Raw genomic sequence first — 16,779 nt, forward strand, 5'->3', positions numbered from 1 at the left:
ATGGCTTTGCCCGAAGGGCCAGCTTTTTTGCTATCCTATGGTGGCCAATGCGCGCCGAATATCCATCTCAATATTTTCGTGATTTTTCGGGGCCAATATTCAAAAAAAAGCCCCGCCGAGTGATCGGCGGGGCTTTTCGTTGGGCGTTAAAACACCGATCAGTCGTTGGAACCACCCGCCGGTGGCACGTAGGTGCCGTTGCCGGGGATTTCACACTGGATCGGGTATTTGCGGCTCTTGGCGATGTTACAGGAGACGACTTCATCGAACCCCGTGCGGGCCTTCACCACGGCACCCACATAGCCACGCTTGTTGGTGCAGGCGATTTCGACCAGAGCGGCGTCATCGTCGCCACGGCCCAGATAGGTAACCTGCTGAACGTCGCAATCCTTCTTGGCCGCCTTGATCAGGACGTCCAGATGCTTGTCCAGCGTGGCGCGCGGCACGAAACCGCATTCCTTACGGCGTGAGATCATGGTGAAGCAGTCCATGGCTTCGAACTTGGCCGTCGAGCCGGTGTTCGGGACAAAGGCCGCCAGACCAAACTTCTGCTCAGGGCATTTGAATTCGATCAGATCGCGCTTGGTGGCGGTTTCCGTGCCGATCAGGTTGTATTCAGCGACGGTGCAGGTGATACCCGCCGCCTTCAGCTTTTCACCATAGGCGGTGCGCGTTTCGGCGGTCAGGCTGGCGGCGTCCGTGTATTGGCAGGGGCCAAGCGTACCGGCGCGGTCACAGCCGACACTGGCGATGTACTTCATCGTCGTCGTCGTCTGCAAAACGAAGCCGGGCTTGCCGGCGCAGCCGATTTCATAGAAGTCCTGACCTTCGCTGTTGACGCGACCGATCCAGCGGGCTTTTTCCACTGTGCACGACGGCTGCGCTTGTTTGACGGGCGCTTGCAGGGACTGCATGGCCTGCGCCTCAGTGGTGTACTGACAGGCTGAGTTGCCCTTGGTCATCAGACAGCTGGAAAAGCTCAGCTTGGCGCTGGTGGCTGTAAAGGGCACGTCCATCACGAAGCCGGGGCGACCGTCGCAGGCCACTTCGTAGCGGTCAAAGCCATGGTCCGTGACCGCGCCCATCCAGCGGGCATTGCTAACGGTACAGGCCTGGTCATATTGCTGCGCCAGAGGCGTCATCCACGCATAGTGCTTTTCGTTGGCCGGCAAAATGCACTTGGACTGCTTGTTGTTGGCAGCGTTTTGCGAAAAGGCTTGGGTACAGTTGAACTTATCGACCTTGTTCGTCGTGGTGTCCTTGCTGAGCAGGTAGCCCCCTCCGGCCTTACAGGACACTTCGGTGACCTGAAGCTTGACCGGTTTGCCATCGGCTCCTTTGCTGCTGGACTCGCCGACATAATAGGCATCCGCCGGTTCACAGGGCACGCCCGCCGCCTGGATCAGGGCCGGGGCATCCGCCACGCCCTTGGCGCGTTGCTTATCGTTGAGCTTGACCGCTTCGGCAGCCGAGGCCGCGCTGCACCCCAGCGCGAGGGCGGCTACGGCCATAGCCGCGCCTCTGAGGAAGGTGGAAAGAGACATCGGTTGCGTTTTCCTTGAATGCGAACCTGTGAATGAGACGACGGCCGGATTTTAGCGGCTCTTTATAACAGGATTGTCTCTACAGGATGTGGCGGCTTGAAGGCAATGCCGGGAACGCGCGGCAAATGGCACTCGGCATAAAAAAACGCTCCGATTTTGAGGCTTGCCTGACCCAGCGGCAGACGTGCCATATAGAGGTGGGATTATAACACAATAAGGGAACGAAACGGCATGTCGGTAAAGGTGACAGACGCGGCGGGCATCAGGCGCATCAGGCTCGATCGGGCCGCCAAGAAAAACGCTCTCGATCACCCGATGTACACCACGCTGTCCGAGGCGATCGAGACTTCCCCGGGCGTTGCCCTGCTCGAAGCCGAGGGCGCTGACTTTTGCGCCGGTAATGACATTGTCGATTTCATTTCACTGGCCTCGCACGAGGGCGCAGTCGAAGCCCTGCCGGTCTTTCGTTTCCTCAAAGCCCTGACCTATGCGCGGATGCCGATTGTGGCGGCGGTGCAGGGGCAGGCCGTGGGGGTGGGGACGACCCTGCTGCTGCATTGCGATCAGGTGCTATTGTCCGAAGACGCGCGCCTCAGCCTGCCGTTCCTCAAGCTGGGCCTGACACCCGAAGGCGGTTCCAGCCTACTGCTGACCCAGCGAATCGGCCATGCGCGGGCCTTTGAGTGGCTTAGCTCCGGGCGGGTCATCCCGGCGGCCGAAGCGCTGAGCACCGGTGTCGCCAATCGCGTGGTGGCCCGTGAGGCTTTGGAACCGGAATCTCTGAGCGTTGCTGAAAAACTGGCCGCCCTGCCTCTGGAGGCGCTCATTCAGGCCAAGGCCCTTATGCGTCAGCCTGACGTCATCTGGGACCAGATCGTGCGCGAGGGTGATATTTTTCTGGCGCGTCTGAGGAGTCCGGAAGCGGCGGCGGCCTTTGCGGCGTTTCTCAAAAAAGGCTGAGTTGTAACAATCGCCTAACCTTGTTTATTTGACGGGGCATGGGTTTAGGACTAAAGGGTGCGACCGTTTTTGCCGCATTGTGGCATGTGTTGCATATAAGTCAGGTCTGGCCGTGGATAGCTATGCCTTTGATCGTCTGATTTCCGTGGAGGCGCTGGCTGAGCGTGAGGCCGCTGATGCGCTGGTCAACCGCGTGTTCGGACCCGGCCGCTACGCCAAGACGGCGGAACGCCTGCGCGAAGGCAATCAGCCCATCCCCGGCCTGTCGTTCGTTATGCACCGGATCGAACAGGGCGGGCGCAGCGAAACCGCCATTATCGGTTCGGTGCGTCTGTGGCCGGTCAAGGTGCGCGATGACAATCAGGCGCTCAAAGGCGACATGGCCTTTCTGGGGCCGATCGCCGTTGACGAAGATCACCAAAGCCTGGGTATCGGACGTGCCCTGATCCGTACCGCTATCAAGGCGGCCTTTGACGCGGGCGTGACCGCCATTCTGCTGGTCGGTACGCCGGCCTATTTTCAGAGCTTTGGCTTTGCGAAAGCCGAGGGGCTGAGCCTGCCGGGGCCGGTCGATTTGCGCCGCCTGATGGTCCTCTATAACCCCGCCTATAAGGGCGAACCTCTGATGGGTGCGGTGGACAAATGAACGGCTGGCTGACCGAAGCCGCGCGTTTTCCTGATAAAGACTATCCTGTTGAGTCGTGGCAGCCGTCCCTGTGCGGGGCCATGGATATTCTCATCCGCCGCGATGGCGTCTGGCTGCACGAAGGCCGGCCTATTGCCCGCCCGGCGCTCGTGCGGCTGTTTTCAAAACTGCTGCGCCGTGACGCAGACGGCTATGTGCTGGTCACGCCCGTTGAGAAGCTGACCATCCGGGTTGAGGATTTGCCGTTTCGCATTGTCGATTTCGAAGGCAGGGTCTTCCGCAGCGATCAGGACGACCCGCTGCCCCTGTCGGACGCGCATCCACTGGTCATTGAGGTGCAGGGCGAAGAGTGGCAGCCGCGGATGCGGGTGCGCGGCGATTTGTGGGGGCGCCTGACGCGCGCCTGCGCGGCCCGTCTGTTCGAGACGGCGGAGTTGGACGGCGATAGTGTACGGCTGGAGCTGGACGGACAGAGATTTGAAATCCCGGTGGTTTCAGCATAGGTTCCGGAGTCTGTAACAGAAATAAGGCTGTCCTGGTGCCTATCGCGCTTCCTCTGGAAATGACCGCGCCAGCGGTTCAGCAGGTCTTTGCCGCGCTCGAAGCGGCAGGGGGGGCAGCCTGTGTGCGTTTTGTCGGCGGCTGTGTGCGTGACGTGGTCATGGGCCGCACGCCGGGCGATCTCGATCTTTCGACGCAACTGACGCCGGACGCCACCGAGGCGGCGCTGTCGGCGGCGGGTATCCGCCATGTGCCGACCGGCAAGGCCTTTGGCACCATTACCGCAGTGATCGAGGGCCGGCTGTTCGAAATCACCTCCCTGCGCGAAGACGTCGAAACCGATGGCCGCCGCGCCGTAGTCAGCTATACGACGGACTGGAGCCGTGACGCGCAACGCCGTGATTTCTACCTCAACGCCCTCTATGCCGATATTCGCGGCGAGGTGTTCGATCCGACGGGGCAGGGGCTTGACGACGTGCAGGCCGGGCGGGTGCGCCTTATCGGAGACGCTGAGACAAGACTTCGCGAAGACTATCTGAGAATATTGCGTTTTTTCCGTTTTAGCGCCAGTCATGGGCGGGGCTTGGATGAGGCGTCCTTGAGCGCCTGCGTGGCCTTGCGGGAAGGGATAGACAGCCTGTCGGGTGAGCGTATCCAGCAGGAATTGTTCAAGTTGCTCGCTATTGCTGACCCGGTAAATGTCGTACAGCGCATGATCGAAACCGGGGTCATGGCGTACGTTGTGCCGGGTGCCCCCGTGAATCCCGAGCGCGTGGCGGCAGGTTTCCCCCTGACCTCAGACGTTATTCAACGATTGATTATACTGATCGGAGGCCACGGATGGGCTGAGGCGCTTGCCGCCTTAACCCAGCGTCTGCGCCTGTCCAATCGCGTAGCCAACCGTCTGAGCGCGGCCGCTGCCGCCTATGCGGAGGCCGATGTCAGGGCGTCACTGGCGGCTCTGAGGCGCGGGCTCTATCGCCATGGCCCGCAGGCGCTGAGCGATGCGCTTGTGCTGCGGGGGGCCGAAGCGCGGGTGAGTCCAGAGACGTGGCAAGCCCTCGATCAGAACCTCAAACAGATCGACGTGCCGGTTTTTCCGCTGAAGTCTGCCCGCCTGATCTCTGCCGGCCTCGCGCCCGGCCCGGAACTGGGGCAAACGCTGCGCCGTATTGAGGCCAACTGGATCGCACACGATTTCTCACCAATCGTGATTGAGGACGCCATTGACGCCATAGCCAAACAGGCAAACATAAGAGGCCAGTAAAACCCCGTTGCTGTTTGCCTTATGTCCTACGTTGCTATCCTTGAAACCGGTGTGCCGCCTGAAAATCTCAGCGAAACATACGGCACCTATGCCGACATGTTTCGCACGCATCTGGCCGCGCCGGAGCGCCAGTTTCGCGTGTTCCGCACCATGGAAGGCGAATTGCCGGGACCCGATGACAAACTCGCCGGCGTGGTGATCACCGGCTCGCCCGCCGGGGTCTATGAAGATCATGCGTGGATTTCGGACCTCATCGGCTGGCTTAGGGGGCTGGATGCGCAGGTGCCGGTGGTCGGAATTTGCTTCGGTCATCAGGTGATGGCGCAGGCCTGGGGCGGCCACGTTGAAAAATCAGATAAGGGCTGGGGCGTCGGCCTGCACGAATATACCATCCATGACAATATCTTATGGCGCGAACTGGCCACAACAGACCTGTCGTCGATCCGGGTCGCGGTCAGCCATCAGGATCAGGTGGTCAGAAAGCCCGACACGGCGGTGGTGCTGGCCGGGTCGGACTTCACGCCCTATGGCGCGCTGGCCTATACCGACCGCAAGGCGATTTCGTTCCAGTGCCATCCGGAATTTTGTGAAAACTTCGCCGGTGATCTGTGGATGAGCCGCCGCGGCTGGCGCATTTCCGAGCATCTGGTCGATCAGGCGATGGACAGCCTCAAGGCCGGTACGACGCGCGACCATGTGCTGGCAGCGATTTCCCGGTTTCTGGCGGCGTGAAACCATATTTTGAAGCCTGTGCAGCTCTGCAAGACATTTATCTGGAAGACAGCTATGTCTTGGGAATTGCTGAGCAGGACCCCGATCTGATCTTCCTGCTGGATGCGGTCCTGACCGAAAACCATCCGGCCTATCAGGTGCCGCCTTCTGAAATATACTACTGCTTCAAGCGTTTAGCCCTTAGATTTGAAAATGTTTCGCATGTAGATTGGAAGGCTTTGCGCTTGAAAAATGCCCTCTCTACGGATGCCGATGGTGAAGTCGATTACGGTAATATCGACACGCTTCTTTTAACAGGCAACAGGGCTCATATCGAAGGCTGTTGGGGACAGGTTGAACTTACCTTTTCCCGGATTACGGTCGATTATCTGGAGCCGTAAGACTTTTCAGTCGTTTGCCATTGAGCCAATTACGGCCACTTTACCGCCGGTGGCATGGACGACAGGATGGACTCCACATTGCCGCCGGTTTTCAGGCCGAACAGCGTCCCGCGATCATAGAGCAGGTTGAATTCGACATAGCGGCCGCGCTGTATCAACTGTTGATCGCGCTCCTCTTCTGTCCATGTCTGTTCTAAACGTTCGTGCACGAGCCGCGGATAGATATCGAGAAACGTCTCGCCCACTGCACGGGTGAAGGCAAAATCGGCCTCATGATCGCCGGTGTTGAGGTGGTCATAGAAGATACCGCCAATGCCGCGCGGTTCGTTGCGGTGAGGCAGGAAGAAGTATTCATCACACCACTTTTTGAAACGCGCATAATAGTCCGGCGCGAAATGATCGCAGGTCGCTTCGAAGGCCGCGTGGAAGGCTTTGGTCTGCGGGGCGTCTTCGCGACGATCAGCGGCCAGAAGCGGCGTCAGGTCGGCGCCGCCGCCGAACCAGCTCTGCGTCGTGGTGATAAAGCGCGTATTCATATGCACCGCCGGGACGTGCGGGTTCCACATGTGCGCGATCAGGCTGATGCCGGTGGCGAAAAAGCGCGGGTCTTCGGCGGCCCCCGGTATGGTTTTGGCGAAGTCCGGGCTGAAGGTGCCGTGCACGGTTGAGATGTGCACGCCGACCTTTTCGAACAGCCGCCCGTGCATCATCGACATTTCGCCGCCACCACCATCGCCGTGTTCTGAGTCAGAGCGTGTCCAGGGCTTACGCACAAAGCGGCCGGGCGTCGGTCCGTACAACGTCTCAGGGGCCGCGTCCTCCAGCGCCTCAAACGCGGCGCAGATGCGGTCGCGCAAGGCGCGGAACCAGACGGCGGCGGCCTGCTGGCGCGTGCTCAGGGTATCGGCTGAAAGCGGGGCGGAGAGGGGGGCGGTGGCGGTCATGATGGTCTTTTAGGCTATTGGCGGGGTTGGGGCAAACCCTTGCGTCTGGCGAAGCGCCTCGCCCAGCGCCATGGCGGCAGCATTGATGACATTGATCGAGCGCATACCGGGTCGCATGGGGATCAGCAGACGGGCATCGGCGGCGTTGTGAACGTCGTCCGGCACACCCGCGCTTTCACGCCCCATCAGCAGGATGTCGTGCGGCCCAAACTGAAAGTTATGATAGGGCTCCGCTCCCTTTGTGGTGAAGAGGACAAGACGGGCCGCCTGCGGCCAATCGTCGCGCCCGTTCAGGAAGGCCGCCCACGAATCATGCCGCGTCACATCGGCCTGACCGCCATAGTCCATGGCCGCGCGACGGATGGCGCGGTCGCTGAGGGGGAAGCCGCAGGGTTCGATGACGTCCAGTGCGACATCAAGGCACGCGCATAAACGTAACGCACTGCCTAGATTCTGTGGAATATCCGGTTGAAAAAGGGCCAGACGCATTTTATGCCATATTTTGGACAGAGGATTTTTTCGGCGCGCAAATGCCGCTATAGACGGAAAGACCTCTGACAGGTAAGAGGAGCTATCTGCGTCTTGTCGGGGAAAACCACCGGCGGGGTCGCAGGTCAATAAGAATTATGGCCGCCCTGTGGCGGCGAGCATTGAGGTAAGCGTCCCGCCCGTTCAGGTCGGGTCGGCGCATTGAGCGCAAGACGAAGAGGTGTCAAGGTGAGCGAACCTGCTACGGATCATGGCGGTCATGGGGACCCGAACCGCCGCGATTTCATTTACATAGCCGCGGGTGCGGCCGCCGTAGGCGCAGTGGCGATGGTTATTCCGCCGCTGGTCGATCAGATGAACCCCGCGGCAGACACCCTGGCTCTGGCTTCGACGGAATTCGACCTGTCTAAGGTACAGGAAGGTATGCAGGTGGTGATCAAGTGGCGCGGTAAGCCCTTGTTCGTTCGCTATCGCACGCCCAAGGAAATCAAAGAAGCGCAGGACGTCAAGCTGTCGGATCTCAAGGATCCGCAGGTTGACGCCGACCGCGTGAAAAAAGGGAAGGAACAGTATCTGATCCTCGTGGGCTCGTGCACGCACCTGGGGTGTGTGCCGACGTTCGGGGCTGGCGATTACGGCGGGTGGTTCTGCCCCTGCCACGGTTCGCACTATGATACATCGGGTCGTATCCGTAAGGGGCCGGCACCGCTGAATCTGGCCGTGCCGGACTTCCAGTTCCTGTCCGACACCAAAGTGAAGATCGGTTAAGAGGGGCATCATGAGCGACCATCCGTCAACCTATGAGCCGAAGACCGGCGTCGAGAAGTGGCTCGACCAGCGACTGCCGATCGTTCGACTCGCCTATGATTCGTTTGTCGATTATCCGACGCCGCGCAACCTGAACTACTGGTGGACTTTCGGCGGCATCCTGTCCGTTTGTCTGATGATCCAGATCGTGACCGGCATCATTCTGGCCATGCACTACACGGCGCATATCGATCTGGCCTTCAATTCCGTTGAGCGCATCATGCGCGACGTGAATTACGGCTGGCTGATCCGTTATGTGCACGCCAACGGCGCGTCGATGTTCTTCTTCGCCGTCTTCGTTCACATGTTCCGCGGTCTTTACTACGGGTCGTACAAGGCCCCGCGCGAAGTCCTGTGGATTTTGGGCTGCCTGATCTTCTTCCTGATGATCGCCACGGCCTTTATGGGCTACGTCCTCCCTTGGGGGCAGATGTCCTTCCACGGCGCCGTCGTTATCACCAACCTGATCGGTTCGATCCCCGTCATCGGCGGCCCGATCCTCACCTGGCTGCAAGGCGGCTTCGCGGTGGATCAGGCGACGCTCAACCGCTTCTTCTCGCTGCATTATCTGCTGCCCTTCGTGATCGCCGGTGTGGTTATCCTGCACATCTGGGCGCTGCACGTCGTCGGTCAAAACAACCCGGCGGGCGTCGATATCAAGTCGAAGGAAGACACCGTGCCCTTCACGCCGTATGCGACGGTGAAGGACGGTCTGGGGATCATCTTCTTCCTGATCCTGTTCTCGATCTTCGTCTTCTTCATGCCGAACGCCCTGGGCCACGCCGATAACTACATCCCGGCCAACCCGCTGGTGACCCCGGCGCACATCGTGCCGGAATGGTATCTGCTGCCCTTCTACGCCATCCTGCGCGCCATCCCGGATAAGTTCGGCGGCGTGATCGCGATGTTCGGTGCCATTGCCGTGCTGTTCGTCCTGCCGTGGCTTGACACGTCGAAGGTGCGTTCCATGCGTTACCGCCCGGTGATGCGCTGGTTCTTCGTCATCTTCGTCGTGGTCTGCCTTGGCCTCGGCTGGTGCGGGGCTCAGCTTCCGGACGCCCCTGTGGTGCCGGGTCTGCCCAGCTTTACCCTGTTCGACGGTGAGTTTAATTCTTACCTGTGGCTGACGCGCGCCCTGACGCTCTACTACTTCGCCTTCTTCCTGCTCATCATGCCCTGGGTCGGCCTGAAGGAAGATCCGTTGCCGGTTCCGGCATCCATCAGCGAGGCCATCCTCGCCGAACACGCGAAGAAGAAGGGGGCTTAGGTCACATGTCCGCTATCATGACAAAAGGTCTTAAGGCTCTGGGACTGGCCGCCATCACCGCCACCCTAGCCCTGTCGGCACCGGCCTTTGCGGCCGGTGGGGCCAAGCATCCGCACGCGCCCAAGGAAGGCTTCAGCTTCGAAGGGCCGTTCGGCACCTTCGATCAGGGCCAGCTCCAGCGCGGCTATAAGGTGTTCCGCGAAGTCTGCTCCAACTGCCACTCGGCGACCCTGATGTCGTTCCGTAACCTCGGTCAGAAGGGCGGCCCCTTCTACGATCCGAAGTACAAGAACCCGAACGACAACCCGATCGTCAAGCAGATCGCCTCAGAGTTCGAAGTGCCGGATGTTGACACAGACACAGGTGACGCCATCACCCGTCCGGCGACACCGTCCGATCACTTCCCGGCCAAGTTCGCCAACACCTATGCCGCAGCGGCGTCTAATGGTGGGGCTATCCCGCCCGATCTGTCGGTGATCACCAAGGCGCGCCACGGCGGTGCCCGTTACGTCTATTCGCTGCTGACGGGATACGTTGGGACTCCGAAGGGGCTGACCGTAAATGAGGGGCAGCACTACAACCCCTATATGGCAGGTGATCTGCACAGCGCCTGGAAGGGGGATCCAAAGCATGTTCCTCCCGGTGGCGTGCTGGCCATGGCTCCGCCGCTGAAGGACGATCTGGTCACCTATGACGATGGCACCAAGGCCACGACGCATCAGATGGCTGCCGACGTCGCGGCCTTCTTGGAATGGGCCGGTGACCCGCACGCCACGCTTCGCAAGAAGACCGGTGTGGGCGTGCTGATCTATCTGCTGCTGTTCGCCGGTGTGACCTATGCGGCGTACCGCAAGCTCTGGCACGGCAAACACTAATCGCCAGCCTGGCTCTACGGCGAGGGGCTGCGAAGCCCCGTCTTTCAAGCTTCCGGTGCTCACGTACTGGTGTACGCTGCGCTCCGGGTCTTGAAAGTCAGGTCTTCTTGCCGCCTCGCAGCGAGCCATGCAAGACGATTAGTCGCGCATTTTCAAAGCCCTCGGTTCGCCGGGGGCTTTTTCTGTTGGGGGATTCAAAAAGTGATCGCTCATCCGGTGTAAAAGGGCACATCCCTTCGTGATCACGTGCTACAGATCAGGCCGAGGCAGGGGACAGTATCGAGTCGTCCATGGATTGTCAGACCCAACCCGTTTCCAAAGGCACCAGCCGGTTTCCTGATGCGCAGGCCCTGCAAAAGATGATGGCCGCCCGTCTGGCACCGTCCTTTGCGCCGCATGAAGCTCTGGCCGAGGCCTTGCTGCCGCACGTTCTGGGCAGCAGTGACGACGGTTCGCACGACGTGTCGCACCTCCAGCGTGTGTTCAAGGTCGCCATGACCCTCTGTGCCGCCGAAAATGGTGAGGCCGAAATCGTGGCGGCGGCGGTCCTGCTGCACGATTGCGTTCAGGTCGAGAAAAATTCCCCCCTGCGCGCCGAAGCCTCGCGCCTGTCTGCGGAAAAAGCGAGCGACATACTGGCGGCGATGGGCTGGGAACCCGCGCGCAGAAAGGCCGCTGCTCACGCCATACTGACCCATTCGTTCAGTGCCAATGTCGCGCCGGAAACGCTGGAAGCGAAGATCGTGCAGGACGCCGACCGTCTGGACGCCATCGGCTTTGTCGGCATCGCACGCTGTTTCTACACGGCCGGGCGCATGAACAGCGCCCTCTACGACCCGTTCGACCCAAAGGCCGAAGAACGCGAACTGGATGACCTCAGCTTCGCGCTGGACCACTTTGAAACCAAGCTGTTCAAGCTGAAATCCGGTTTTCAGACCGCCGCCGGCCGCGATATGGCCGATCTACGCCACGCCCGCATGAAGGCGTTTATAGAATATCTTCACGAAGAAATATAGCAAACGACTATGAGCGTATCCGCAGCTCAAATGACCGCTTTCTTCAACGAAGTTATAACTTCGCAAGTGGTTTGGACGATCTGTGATGAACAGGGGTTTCCGGCACCAATGACCTCAGCCGGGCAAAGAAGCATGCCTTTTTGGTCTCAACAGAGCCGCGCTCAGCGTATAATAGAGACAGTGTCAGCCTATCAGGGTTTTGCTGTCTACCGGTTATCATTGCAGGTATTTGTGGAAAAATGGCTGCCGGGTCTGAAAGCAGATGATACCCTGGTAGGCATTAACTGGTCTGGGATAGCAGCCACTGGTTATGATCTAACACCTGACGAGGTTATGGCTCGTATGGAAAGTAAGCAAATAAAAGGCTGACCATAAGGCCAGCCTTCAGGATTAAACATTGAACCGGAAGTTCATCACATCGCCGTCCTTGACGATGTATTCCTTGCCTTCTTGACGGAACTTGCCGTTTTCCTTGGCACCCGCTTCACCGTTGAACTTCACAAAGTCCTCATAGGCGATGGTTTCGGCGCGGATGAAGCCCTTTTCAAAGTCCGTATGGATGACGCCGGCGGCCTGCGGCGCGGTATCGCCAACATGGATGGTCCAGGCGCGCGCTTCCTTGGGGCCGACGGTGAAGTAGGATTGCAGGCCCAGCAGGGCGTAGGCTTCGCGGATCAGGCGGTTGAGGCCCGGTTCTTCGAGGCCAAGCGTTTCCAGAAACTCCTGACGCTCATCGGCATCGAGCAGCGCGATTTCCGATTCGATCTGCGCCGAAATGACCACCGACTTGGCGTGATCGGCGGCGGCGCGCTTCGAGACGATCTCCGACAGGTCGTTGCCGGTCGAAGCCGAGGCCTCATCGACGTTACAGACATACAGAGCGGGCTTTGAGGTCAGCAGTTGCAGCATCTCCCACGCCTTGGTGTCTTCCTTGCTGATCTTGCCTTTCTCATAGGCGACGCGGGCCGGGCGGCCATCGCGCAGTTCGGCCAGAGCGGCATGGATCAGAGATACGGTGAGGGCCGCGTCCTTGTCGCCGCCCGACTTGGCGCGCTTTTCAAGCTGCGGCAGGCGCTTTTCCAGCGATTCCAGATCGGCGATCATCAACTCGGTTTCGATTATTTCCAGATCAGCCAGCGGGTCAATGCGGCCTTCGACGTGGGTGATGTCCGTATCGACGAAGCAGCGCGCCACAAAGGCAATGGCGTCGCAGTCGCGGATATTGGCAAGGAACTGGTTGCCGAGCCCTTCGCCCTTCGACGCGCCGCGCACCAGACCGGCAATATCGACGAAGTTGATGCGGGCGGGGATGATTTCCTTCGAGCCGACGATCTTGGCCAGCACCTCAAGGCGCGGCTCCGGCACGGCCACTTCGCCGGTGTTCGGCTCGATGGTGCAGAAGGGGTAGTTGGCAGCCTGGGCCGAGGCGGTCTGGGTCAGGGCGTTGAACAGGGTGGACTTGCCGACATTGGGCAGACCGACGATTGCGACTTTCAGGGCCATGGGATTCCAAGCGGAGAAGAGAGAAATTGGCCCGCTGCCTAACGCATTTTCCCCGGCAAGGCCAGTGCTTTAAAGACAGAGGTGCTTGCGTAATCGAAATGACGCGGAGTAGGCTGTGGTATCTATTGCAAGGATATGACTATGTTGCGCACCGACCGCCGTTCGTTCCTCACCCTGACTGCGGGCCTTGCCGCGGCGACGGCCCTGCCTGCCGTTGCGCAAACCTCGGACACGGCGCAGATTGACGCTATTGTCGAAGCCTTTATGGAGAAGTTGGCCTTGCCGGGCGTGGCTGTCGCCGTCATCCGGCCCGGTCAGCCCGACTATGTGAAGGGCTATGGCGTCCGCACCCTGGGCAAGCCGGACAAGGTCGATGTGCATACGCAGTTCGGCGTCGCGTCGAACACCAAGGCCTTTACGGCGGCGGCTCTGGCCCTGCTGGTCGAAGAGAAAAAGGTCGAATGGGACGCGCCGGTCGTGCGCTATATCCCCGAATTTAAAATGTACGACTCGGCCCTGACACCGCTGGTGACGGTGCGGGACCTGCTGTCGCACCGGGCCGGTCTGGGGCTGGGGCAGGGCGATCTGATGCTGTTCCCGGCGTCAGACCACACGCGGGAGGATCAGCTCAAGGGGGTACAGTTTCTCAAGCCGCAATACCCCTTCCGTTCGGGCTATGCCTATAACAATGTCATGTTCACCATCGCCGGTCTGGTCATCGAGCGGGTGTCGGGTCAGACCTATGAGCGCTTTGTGACCGAGCGTCTGCTGACGCCCTTGGGCATGGCCGATACGGTGCTGGGTTGGCCCAATGTGACCGGGAGCAATGTGGCGGGGCGGCACGCGCGCCTGACCGGACCGCTGCGCGGCATGGGGGATTATAAGGTGGTGCTGCCGGAAGAGACCCTGTCCTTTTCACCGGCGGCGGGGCTGGTCACCAGCGTGACGGGCATATTGCCGTGGCTGCATACCCAACTGAAAAAGGGCGTGATGCCAAATGGTCAACGGCTGTTTTCCGAGGCCTCGTCGCGCGAAATGTGGAAGCCCAACACGATGGTCGGGGCCGGGATGGGGCCGACGTCAGAGATGCCGACGGCAGCGCTGTTCCGTACCTATGGTCTGGGCTGGTTCATTCAGGATTATCGCGGCCTGCGTCTGGTGTCGCACTCTGGCGGGCTGGTCGGGCAGGTGACGCAGCAGGCCCTGTTGCCGGAAAAGGGCATAGCGGTCGCCGTCTATACCAATGTCGAAGATGGGGCGAGCGGGCAGATTCGCAACGCCATTCTCGACCTGCTGATCGGGGCGCCGACCTATGACTGGCTGAAGGCGGCCGTTGAAGGCACGGCCAAGGCGGCGGATAAGGCGCTGGCCGATGCGCCTAAGGCGCAGCCGGGCGGCCCGTCCCTGCCGCTGTCGGCCTATGCCGGCACCTATCGCGATGCCTGGTATGGCGATGTGACGGTGGCGGTGAGCGGCAAGGGCAAGACGGCGCGCCTGACGCTGGATTTCACCCGCACGCCGCGCCTGAAAGGACCGCTGGAGGTGTTTGGACCGGACGTTTTTCGAACACGCTTCCCGGTCGGCTGGGGCGAGGACGCCGTGGTGACGTTCGAAGTCAAGGACGGCAAGGTTGCGGGTATGAAGCTGGTGGCCTATTCGCCGCTGGCGGATTTCAGCTTCGACTATCAGGACCTTGATCTGCGGAAGATATGAGCAGGTGGGTGACACGTCATTGACTTAAAAACCCCCACCACCGCATCTCAGCTTCGCTTCCTACGGTCCCCCTCCCCAACAAGTTGGGGAGGTATAATTAAACCGTCACCGGCAGGCTTTGCATCAGGCGCTCGGCGGCGCGTTCGGCGCCGTCTTCCTGCGCCACGATGGAGGAGGCGGCTTGGGCCTTATGGGTAAAGGCAAGGTCAGACAGCAGACGGTCGAGCAGACGAATGGCTGAATGCTTATGCCAGCGGTCGAAGGTGATCGACAGGCCAGCCCCCAGACGCTCGATACGGCGGCCATTGTCGAACTGATCGCCGAAAACTGGCGTGACCAGTTGTGGCCGCCCGGCGCGCAGGGCCTGAGCGGTGGAGCCGATGCCGCCGTGGTGGATATTGACGCGGGCGCGCGGCATCAGCAGCGAGTGCGGCGCATAGGGGACGCAGAGAATATCCGGTCCGAAGTCGTCATTGAGCAGCGGGCTTTGGCCGCCGACCAGCAGCACCGCGCGCTGACGCAGTGCCTTCGCCGCCTTGACCGCGGTACGGTAGAAGTCTTCGCCGTCATAGACGGCGGTAGAGCCCAGACTGAAAGCCAGTGGCGCCTGACCGGCGGACAGGAAGGCCTCCAACTGCGGAGGCAGTTCGCTGCGGCGGCCGTCTTCGGAATCGAAGAAGGGGAAGCCGACGATCTCGGTATGCGGCGGGAAGTCCGGGGCCACGTCGCCGATCAGGGGTGAATAGAGGCCCAGCGTCATCTGATCCGACTGCACGCCGCCCAGGCTGATTTCCATATTGACGCCGTACTTGGCATAGATGGCACGGATGGGGGCGAGGCAGCCCGACAGCTTTTTTTCACCGATCCAGAAGATGGCGCGGTTATATTGCCGGCCCAACTCGGTGCGTGGCGACAGCACCAGAGGCGCGTCTTTCAGCTTGGGCGGATCATAGGCCGACAGCATAACAGCCGGTTGTAAGGCGACGGTGGAGAAGGGGCGGCCTTCGAGACGTGCCGCCAGATGCGCCGTATAGGCATAGGAGGAGGAGACGACCAGATCGGCCTGCCGCACAATGGGGCGCAGCTCAGACAGGCCCTGCTCGATATAGGGGGCCACGAGGTGCTTCAGCATGAAGCCGTGGTCCTGCGAGAAGTGGCGGATGATCTGCGCGGCGTCGATACCCAGATTCTGGCGATAGGTTTCCATGCTGGGGCCGCAGGCGAGGAATTTCAGCCCGGCGGCCTCGACCTTACCCTCATAGTCGGGGTGAGAGGCCAAGACGACGCTGACCCCACGGCGTTTCAGCGCAAGGCCCAACGCCATGAAGGGATGCAGATCCCCCAGCGAACCAAAGGTCGTCAGAACGATTTGAGGCGCGGTCGGCATCGTCTAACCTTCTAAGTCCTACTGAACGACTTTTTTAGGATCGAATTTCGGAGCCGGGCTCAAACGCATCACTTCGGTCATGTATTTTTCACTTTCCCCCAAGATCGCCAGAGGTAGCGCCGTGACGCAGGCGTCACACAAACGCTCAACCCAGTCCTCGGCCTTGTAGAAGTCCGACAAGACCCAGCTATGTACCAGTTCCTTTTGTCCGGGGTGCCCGATCCCCATGCGCCCGCGCACAAAGTTCGGCCCCAGATGTCCCATAATGGAGCGTAAACCATTATGGCCCGCATGGCCACCGCCCATTTTCAGCCGGAAACGCCCCGGAGCCAGATCCAGTTCATCATGAAATACAAGGATATGGTCGGGCTTGATCTTGTAGAAGGTCGCCGCTTCCAGAACGGCATTGCCGGACAGGTTCATGAAGGTTTGCGGCTTCATGGCCAGTATTTTCGCCGGGCCCTTGGGCGTATCGACGGTCCCTTCGGCGACTTCGGACTGAAATTTTTTGCGCACCGGGCCGAAGTTAGCCCTATCGATCAGGCGATCAATAAACATGAAGCCGATATTGTGCCGGTTCTTCGCATATTGCGTACCTGGATTGCCAAGACCAACGACAAGAAACAAGGCGGGCTCCGATCAGCTCAAATCGATTCCGTACTCAATGAACGGTGATCTAATCAAAAAAATGGCAGAACGAACATGCCGAAATGCACAGACCCGGAGCGGATTTGTCGGGTTGCACACA

Annotated in this window: 18 protein-coding genes; 12 read left to right on the plus strand and 6 right to left on the minus strand. The window is 60.2% G+C overall.

What is annotated here, in order from left to right; genetic code table 11:
* Nucleotides 1-158: 158 nt before the first annotated feature.
* Nucleotides 159-1,544 (minus strand): hypothetical protein, encoded by a 1,386-nt coding sequence (locus EM6_RS02065; RefSeq protein WP_126419910.1) that lies wholly within the window; start codon nt 1,542-1,544, stop codon nt 159-161.
* Between the two features lie 231 nt (nt 1,545-1,775).
* On the opposite strand from EM6_RS02065, the gene EM6_RS02070 reads away from it, so the two are divergent.
* The 6 genes from EM6_RS02070 (at nt 1,776) to EM6_RS02095 (ending at nt 6,030) form a co-directional block, all read left to right on the plus strand.
* Nucleotides 1,776-2,504, plus strand: coding sequence for an enoyl-CoA hydratase-related protein (locus EM6_RS02070; protein ID WP_126419911.1), 729 nt, complete (start codon nt 1,776-1,778; stop codon nt 2,502-2,504).
* Nucleotides 2,505-2,616: 112 nt separating this feature from the next.
* Entirely contained in the window at nt 2,617-3,150 is a 534-nt protein-coding gene (locus tag EM6_RS02075; RefSeq protein WP_232037070.1) for a GNAT family N-acetyltransferase, read from the plus strand.
* Entirely contained in the window at nt 3,147-3,653 is a 507-nt protein-coding gene (locus EM6_RS02080; protein ID WP_126419913.1) for a DUF1285 domain-containing protein, read from the plus strand. Before EM6_RS02075 ends, EM6_RS02080 begins: the two co-directional genes overlap by 4 nt.
* A 35-nt stretch (nt 3,654-3,688) precedes the next feature.
* A complete protein-coding gene (locus EM6_RS02085; protein WP_126419915.1) occupies nt 3,689-4,918 on the plus strand; it encodes a CCA tRNA nucleotidyltransferase in 1,230 nt (409 codons plus the stop codon).
* 21 nt (nt 4,919-4,939) lie between these two features.
* Entirely contained in the window at nt 4,940-5,650 is a 711-nt protein-coding gene (locus EM6_RS02090) for a type 1 glutamine amidotransferase (RefSeq protein WP_126419917.1), read from the plus strand.
* Nucleotides 5,647-6,030, plus strand: coding sequence for a hypothetical protein (locus EM6_RS02095; RefSeq protein ID WP_126419919.1), 384 nt, complete (start codon nt 5,647-5,649; stop codon nt 6,028-6,030). The genes EM6_RS02090 and EM6_RS02095 overlap by 4 nt, the downstream gene beginning before the upstream one ends.
* Nucleotides 6,031-6,059: 29 nt before the next feature.
* On the opposite strand, the gene hemF is transcribed toward EM6_RS02095, so the two are convergent.
* A complete protein-coding gene (hemF, locus tag EM6_RS02100; RefSeq protein ID WP_126419921.1) occupies nt 6,060-6,974 on the minus strand; it encodes an oxygen-dependent coproporphyrinogen oxidase in 915 nt (304 codons plus the stop codon).
* Nucleotides 6,975-6,983: 9 nt separating this feature from the next.
* The gene (locus tag EM6_RS02105; RefSeq protein ID WP_126419923.1) at nt 6,984-7,463 is read right to left on the minus strand and encodes a tRNA (cytidine(34)-2'-O)-methyltransferase; all 480 of its coding nucleotides are present in this window, start codon (nt 7,461-7,463) and stop codon (nt 6,984-6,986) included.
* A gap of 228 nt (nt 7,464-7,691) precedes the next feature.
* On the opposite strand from EM6_RS02105, the gene petA reads away from it, so the two are divergent.
* The 5 genes from petA (at nt 7,692) to EM6_RS02130 (ending at nt 11,797) form a co-directional block, all read left to right on the plus strand.
* Nucleotides 7,692-8,231, plus strand: a complete 540-nt coding sequence (gene petA, locus EM6_RS02110) for a ubiquinol-cytochrome c reductase iron-sulfur subunit (protein WP_126419924.1) — start codon at nt 7,692-7,694, stop codon at nt 8,229-8,231.
* A gap of 10 nt (nt 8,232-8,241) precedes the next feature.
* Nucleotides 8,242-9,537: a cytochrome b gene (locus EM6_RS02115; RefSeq protein WP_126419926.1), complete on the plus strand. Its 1,296-nt coding sequence runs from the start codon at nt 8,242-8,244 to the stop codon at nt 9,535-9,537.
* A gap of 5 nt (nt 9,538-9,542) precedes the next feature.
* On the plus strand, nt 9,543-10,412 hold the full coding sequence (locus EM6_RS02120; protein WP_126419928.1) for a cytochrome c1: 870 nt from the start codon (nt 9,543-9,545) through the stop codon (nt 10,410-10,412).
* A gap of 290 nt (nt 10,413-10,702) precedes the next feature.
* Nucleotides 10,703-11,428, plus strand: a complete 726-nt coding sequence (locus EM6_RS02125; protein ID WP_126419930.1) for an HD domain-containing protein — start codon at nt 10,703-10,705, stop codon at nt 11,426-11,428.
* 9 nt (nt 11,429-11,437) lie between these two features.
* Entirely contained in the window at nt 11,438-11,797 is a 360-nt protein-coding gene (locus tag EM6_RS02130; protein ID WP_126419932.1) for a DUF2750 domain-containing protein, read from the plus strand.
* A 21-nt stretch (nt 11,798-11,818) separates the two neighbouring features.
* Here the strand turns inward: EM6_RS02130 and ychF are convergent, their stop codons facing one another.
* A complete protein-coding gene (ychF, locus tag EM6_RS02135; protein WP_126419933.1) occupies nt 11,819-12,931 on the minus strand; it encodes a redox-regulated ATPase YchF in 1,113 nt (370 codons plus the stop codon).
* 141 nt (nt 12,932-13,072) lie between these two features.
* Here ychF and EM6_RS02140 point away from each other — a divergent pair, with 141 nt between their 5' ends.
* Nucleotides 13,073-14,644, plus strand: coding sequence for a serine hydrolase (locus tag EM6_RS02140; RefSeq protein WP_172961105.1), 1,572 nt, complete (start codon nt 13,073-13,075; stop codon nt 14,642-14,644).
* Nucleotides 14,645-14,741: 97 nt separating this feature from the next.
* On the opposite strand, the gene EM6_RS02145 is transcribed toward EM6_RS02140, so the two are convergent.
* The gene (locus EM6_RS02145) at nt 14,742-16,031 is read right to left on the minus strand and encodes a glycosyltransferase (protein WP_126419937.1); all 1,290 of its coding nucleotides are present in this window, start codon (nt 16,029-16,031) and stop codon (nt 14,742-14,744) included.
* A gap of 18 nt (nt 16,032-16,049) precedes the next feature.
* Entirely contained in the window at nt 16,050-16,658 is a 609-nt protein-coding gene (gene pth, locus EM6_RS02150) for an aminoacyl-tRNA hydrolase (protein WP_126419939.1), read from the minus strand.
* Between the last annotated feature and the right edge of the window lie 121 nt (nt 16,659-16,779).

Origin of the sequence: Asticcacaulis excentricus (genome assembly GCF_003966695.1) — a bacterium.
GTDB lineage: Bacteria > Pseudomonadota > Alphaproteobacteria > Caulobacterales > Caulobacteraceae > Asticcacaulis > Asticcacaulis excentricus_A.